The sequence below is a fragment of the Streptomyces synnematoformans genome, assembly GCF_039531005.1.
Classification (GTDB): domain Bacteria; phylum Actinomycetota; class Actinomycetes; order Streptomycetales; family Streptomycetaceae; genus Streptomyces; species Streptomyces synnematoformans.
In genome coordinates this window covers 1-5,881 of sequence record NZ_BAAAPF010000391.1, presented here as the reverse complement: position 1 = coordinate 5,881, position 5,881 = coordinate 1, and the positions used below count along the sequence as shown (strand labels likewise).

At 73.2% G+C, this 5,881-nt stretch carries 4 protein-coding genes; all 4 read right to left on the bottom strand.

All coding sequences use genetic code 11. The annotated features are described in order from the left end of the window. Positions 1–103 precede the first annotated feature (103 nt). The 4 genes from ABD317_RS32750 to ABD317_RS32735 are packed head-to-tail and all read right to left on the bottom strand — an operon-like array spanning position 104 to position 3,481. The gene (locus tag ABD317_RS32750; RefSeq protein WP_344294811.1) at positions 104–853 is read right to left on the bottom strand and encodes a DUF1707 SHOCT-like domain-containing protein; all 750 of its coding nucleotides are present in this window, start codon (positions 851–853) and stop codon (positions 104–106) included. A gap of 10 nt (positions 854–863) precedes the next feature. Further along, positions 864–1,802, bottom strand: coding sequence for an ABC transporter ATP-binding protein (locus ABD317_RS32745; protein WP_344294809.1), 939 nt, complete (start codon positions 1,800–1,802; stop codon positions 864–866). A 25-nt stretch (positions 1,803–1,827) separates the two neighbouring features. Then, positions 1,828–2,643 carry an ABC transporter permease gene (locus ABD317_RS32740; protein ID WP_344294807.1) on the bottom strand — a complete coding sequence of 272 codons (816 nt, stop codon included), beginning with the start codon at positions 2,641–2,643 and terminating at the stop codon, positions 1,828–1,830. Further along, positions 2,636–3,481, bottom strand: coding sequence for an ABC transporter permease (locus tag ABD317_RS32735; RefSeq protein ID WP_344294805.1), 846 nt, complete (start codon positions 3,479–3,481; stop codon positions 2,636–2,638). The genes ABD317_RS32740 and ABD317_RS32735 overlap by 8 nt, the downstream gene beginning before the upstream one ends. Between the last annotated feature and the right edge of the window lie 2,400 nt (positions 3,482–5,881).

The following is a 5,881-nucleotide window of genomic DNA, read 5'->3' as shown; positions in this document are numbered from 1 at the left end:
CCCGGTCGCTAGGGCGGCGGGCCTGCCCCCGCCCGGCCGGACGCGCCGTACCACTGGGCGGCGGCCACCTGCCCGCGCCCGGCCCGCCGGGCCGGGTCCGGGCCTACTCCAGGCGCTTGCGGCGCTGCTCCTCGCGCGCCAGGCGCCGCTCCTCCCTGGCGAGCCGCCGCTCCTCCCTGGCCACCCGGCGCTGTTCCCTGGCCGCCTCCGCCTCCGCGCGGCGGGCCGCCTTGGTCTTCTTCCGGCTCGTGCCCACGCCGCCCCAGAGGGCGAAGCCGGTGATCGTGACGCGCGGGGTGCCGGGGGTGTGGGGGACGCCGGTGTGGGAGTGGTCGAAGCCGCCCATGACGCCGATGCCGCGGACCTCCAGGGCGATGTCGGGCGGGAGGGTCACGTTGGCCCCGCCCATGATCATGATGCAGCGGATCTCCACCTCCGCGGCCTCGAAGTCCGCCTCGCGCAGGTCGAGTTCGCCGCCGCCCCAGAACGAGAACATCGTGAAGCGCCGCGGCACCGTCCAGCGCCCCTTGCGCTCGAAGCCGCTCATGACGGCGATGCCCCTGCGGGACGTCGCCTCGCCGCCGATGCGCCCGGCCCAGCCCGCCGCCGGCCGGCCCGCCGGCGCGGTCCCGCCCCCGGCGGGGACCGCGGGCGGGCCCCCCGCCGCGGGCAGGTCGCGGGTGAGCGGCTCCAGTTGGGCGTAGGTCTTCGCCCGGTACGTCTCCTCCAGCCGCTCCTCGAACTCGTCCATGGCGAGCCGGCCCTCCGCCAGCGCGTCGCGCAGGACCGCGGCGACCCGGTCCCGGTCGGCGTCCGAGGCCCGCAGCTCCGGCAGGTGCTCATCGCTCGTCATGGGAACGAGCCTATGCGTACATGCGGGCGATGACGTCCTCGATGTCGGGTTCCCGCACCGAGAGATCCACCAGCGGCCACCGCTCGGCCACCTCCGCGACGAGCGGCGCCGCGCTGGCCCCGGCGGGGAACGCGAGCCACTGCCGCGGGCCCTCCACCCGCACGGTCCGGCAGCCGGCGACGTCGATGGGCGGCAGCTCGCGCTCCAGGTCCACGACGAGCATCCGCTCGCTCTCGCCGACCGCGTGCAGCCCGTCGAGGCCGCCGTCGTACATCAGCCGGCCGTGGTCGATGACCATCACCCGCCGGCACAGCTGCTCGATGTCGGACAGGTCGTGCGTGGTGAGCAGCACCGTCGTGCCGCGGTCGGCGTTCAGCTCGCGCAGGAACTCCCGCACCTTCGCCTTGCTCAGCACGTCGAGACCGATCGTCGGCTCGTCCAGGTACAGCACCTCGGGGTCGTGCAGCAGGGCCGCCGCGATGTCGCCGCGCATCCGCTGGCCGAGGGACAGCTGCCGCACCGGCACCTCCAGCAGCTCGCCCAGGCCCAGCTGTTCGGTGCAGCGCTCCAGGTTGGCGCGGTAGCGGTCGTCGGGTATGCGGTACATGCGGCGCATCAGCCGGTACGAGTCGAGCAGCGGCAGGTCCCACCACAGGGTGGTGCGCTGGCCGAAGACGACGCCGATGCGCCGGGCCAGCCGGGTCCGCTCGCGGGAGGGGTCGATGCCGGCGACGCGCAGCCGGCCCGAGCTGGGGGTGAGGATGCCGGTGAGCATCTTGATGGTGGTGGACTTGCCCGCGCCGTTGGGGCCGATGTAGCCGACGACCTCGCCGCGCGGCACGGCGAAGCTGATGCCGCCGACGGCGCGCACCTCGTGCTTCGTACGGCGCAGCCGGCCCGCCCGGCGGCGTACGACGAAGACCTTCTCCAGGTCCTCGACCTCGATCACGCGTTCCTCCCTCGTCCCGTCCGGTTCAGCTTCCCGTGCTGCGGTAGCCGCGCAGCCCCGTGCGCCACGCCAGCCCGGCCAGCGCGCAGCACGCGGCGGCGACCAGCGGCGAGGCGAAGTCCACCCAGCCGGGCAGGCCCAGCGGGTCGTCCCGGCCGAGCACGCGCAGGGCCGGCAGCCAGTTCACGAACGCCAGCGGCACGACGAACGTCACGCCGCGCACCAGCTCCTTGCTGAAGATCGTCGGCGGGTACTGGGTCAGCGTGTTGCCGCCGTACGTGAACGAGTTCTGCACCTCCGCCGCGTCGGTGGCCCAGAACTGGAACGCGGCGCCGCACGTGAACACCGCCCCGTAGATCGCGGCCCCCGCCAGCACCATCACCGGCACCAGCAGCACCGCGACCGGCGTCCACGCCACGCCGTCCAGCGCCGTCAGCGACCAGACCAGCACGATCAGGCCCTGGAGCACCCGGCCGATCCGGCGCAGCGCGAAGCGGTCGGCGGCTATCTGCGCGAACACCGGCACCGGCCGGACGAGCAGCGTGTCCATCGTGCCGTCGCGGATCCGGCGGCCGATCCGGTCGAGGTTGCCCAGCAGCAGGTCGGCCAGGCCGAGGGAGGTGGACGTGGTGCCGTACAGGAGCGCGACCTCGGCGAACGTGAAGCCGCCGAGCACGTCGGTGTGCGAGAACATGATCGCGATCGCCGCGAAGTCGGCGGCGGTCATCAGCAGGTTGCCGAGGGCGGTCATGGCGAACGACAGGCGGTACGCCATCGTCGTCCGCACCCACATGGCGACGATCAGCCCGTACCCCCGGATGCCCGCGGCCGCCTCAGCCACCCTGCACCACCACCCTGCGCGTCGCGACCGACTGCAGCGCCCGCCCGGCGGCCAGCAGCGCCACCGCCCACGCCGCCTGGAACGCCAGCGCCCCGGCGACGCCCGCGCCGGTGTGCCGGCCGAGCAGCACGTCGGCGGGGACCTGGAGCATCGCCGCCCACGGCAGCGCCTGCGCGATGTCGCCGAAGGCGCCCGGGAAGACGGTCAGCGGCAGCAGGGTGCCGGACAGGAGCATCGCCACCAGCGAGTTGAGGAGGTTGATCCCCTGGCCGTCGAGCAGCCAGAACGCGGCCAGCCCGACGAGGTAGCGAATCGCGAAGCTGACCAGGCAGCCCAGCGTCACGGCGAGCAGGAACAGCAGCCAGGTGCCCGCCGCCGCCGGCAGCGCCAGCTCGAACGCCAGCGCCCCCACGGCCATCGGGACCACGCCCCGGCCGAGCAGCTGGAAGGCCGCGCGGCCCAGGTCGTGGGCGCACCACCACAGCTGCAGGTCCGCGGGCCGGTAGAGGTCGACGGCCACGTCGCCGCTGCGGATGCGCTCCTGCAGCTCCTCCTGGAAGCCGAAGCCGAGCAGCGCGGCGGGCGCGAGCAGCGCCTGGCCGACCCAGACGAAGGTGAGCGCCTGGGCCTGGTCGTAGCCGCCGAGCTGCGGGCGCTCGTGCCAGAGCGCGACGAAGGTGTACGCGAGGATGAAGCCGAAGACGGTGTTGGTGAAGACGCCGGCCGCGGTGGCCGCGCGGTACGTCGAGAACCGGCGGAAGCCGCCGGCCGCCACCAGCCCGTACAGCCGCACGGTGTGCACGACGGGCGCGTCCCGCCACGCGTCCGTGCCGCGCATCTCCCACCCCCGCTCCTGGCGCAAAGGAACCGACTCTAGACCAGTCGGGTTGAGCCCTGCGACCGGTTATCCACGCCTCCCGGCAATCTGCATTATTAATGACAAACTGCGTCGTGAGTGTCATATCAGACGACAGAACGAGCCCACGGACTGCAGATGAGCCACACGGACACGCGACAGGGCACCCGGAGCTTCGGCCCCGACGAGGAGCCGGAAGACGACCGCGGGACGGAAGCCGGCCGCGGGACGGACGGCGAACCGGCACCCCCGCCCGAGGCGCCCGAGGCGCCGGACGCGCCCGCCCCGCCCGCGCCGCCCCGGCGGCTGCGGTGGCCCCGGCGGCGCGCGTACCGCAGGAGCTGGTGGAAGGTGCTGCTGGGCGCCGCGATGCTCACGCTGGCGCTGGCCTCCGGGGCGTTCGCCGTCGGCTACCTGGCCGTCGACGTCCCGCGGCCCAACGAGATGGCGACCGCCCAGAGCAACCACTACTTCTACGCGGACGGCTCCAAACTCGCCGTCAAGGGCGAGGTCGACCGGGAGAGCGTGCAGCTGCAGCGCGTCCCCGACCACGTGCGCATGGCCGTGCTGGCCGCCGAGGACCGCGAGTTCTACTCCGACTCCGCCGTCAACCCGGCGGCGATGGTCCGGGCCGGCTTCAACACCCTGACCGGCAAGGGCACCCAGTCCGGCTCGACCATCACCCAGCAGTACGTGAAGAACTACTACCTCGACCAGGACCAGACGATCAGCCGCAAGCTCCGCGAGGCGTTCATCGCCATCAAGCTGGACCGCGAGGTCTCCAAGGACGACGTCCTGGAGGGCTACCTCAACACCAGCTACTTCGGCCGCAACGCCTACGGCGTGCAGGCCGCCGCCCGGGCGTACTACGACAAGGACGTCGAGGAGCTGACCGTCGCCGAGGGCGCGTACCTCGCGACCCTGCTGCAGGCCCCGAGCACGTACGACGTCACCGTGCACCCCGGCAACCGGCCCGCCGCCGAGGCCCGCTGGAACTACGTCCTGGACGGCATGGTCAAGGAGGGCTGGCTGGCGTCCCGCACGCGCGAGCGCACGGAGTTCCCCGTGCCCGAGGAGACCCGGCTCGACCCCGGCCTGTCCGGGCAGCGCGGCTACCTCGTCGAGGCCATCAACAGCTACCTCGTCGAGCACCGCATCATCGACGAGAAGACCCTCGCCGCCGGCGGCTTCCGCATCGTCACCACGCTGCAGCCCGACAAGCAGGACGCCTTCGTCGCCGCCGTGGACGAGCAGCTGACCTACCGGCTCGACCCGGAGTCCAACCCCGCCGACTCCTACGTCCGCGTCGGCGGCGCCTCCATCGACGTCGAGAGCGGCAAGGTCGTCGCCCTGTACGGCGGCACGGACTACACGCAGCAGTACGTCAGCAACGCCACCCGCCGCGACTACCAGGCCGGCTCCACCTTCAAGCCGTTCGTCTTCGCCGCCGCCGTGCAGGAGAAGGCGAAGAACTGGGAGGGCAGGCGGATCACGCCGCGGACCGTGTACGACGGCGACTCCGACCGCAGGGTGATCGGCAGGAAGGGCAAGCCGCTGCGCTACGCGCCGGACAACCAGGACGACGTCTCCTACGGCCGCATCAACGTCGCCGACGCCACCAACCAGTCGGTCAACTCCGTCTACGCGCAGATGGCCCAGGACGTCGGCCCGGAGAAGGTCCGCGGCACCGCGATCCGGCTCGGCCTGCCGCCGCGCACCCCGGAGCTGAAGGACCACCCCTCCATCGGCCTCGGCACCGCCACCCCCAGCGCGCTCGACCTCGCGCAGGCGTACGCCACCCTCGCCGGCCACGGCGACCACGGCGGCTACCGGCTCGTCGACAAGCTCAGCCGCAACGGCGAGATCTTCCAGCTGCCGCCGCGGCGCCCGCACCCCGTGATCTCCCGCACGGCGGCGGACGCGACGACCGCGATGCTGCAGAGCGTCGTCGAGCGGGGCTCCGGCGAGGAGGCGCAGCTCGCCGGGCGGCCGGCGGCCGGCAAGACCGGCACCGGCGAGCACGACCGCTCGGCGTGGTTCGCGGGCTACACCCCGGAGCTGGCGACGGTCGTCGGGGTGATGGGGCAGGACCCGCAGACCGGTGCGCAGAAGTCGCTGCACGGGGTGCTGGGGGAGGACCGGATCAGCGGCGGCGGGGTGCCGGCGAAGATCTGGGGCGCGTACACCAGGGACGCGCTGTGGGACGTGCCGGCGAGCGACTTCGACCTGGAGATCCCCCGGAAGCAGCGGATGCCGTACGCCCCGCCCCCGGCCCCGGCGCCGGCCCCCGCGCCGGTCCCGGCGCCGGTTCCGGCGCAGCCCGCACCCGCGAAGTCGGGGGCCAAGCGGTCTTAGGAAGACAAAACATTCTACCAACTCCTT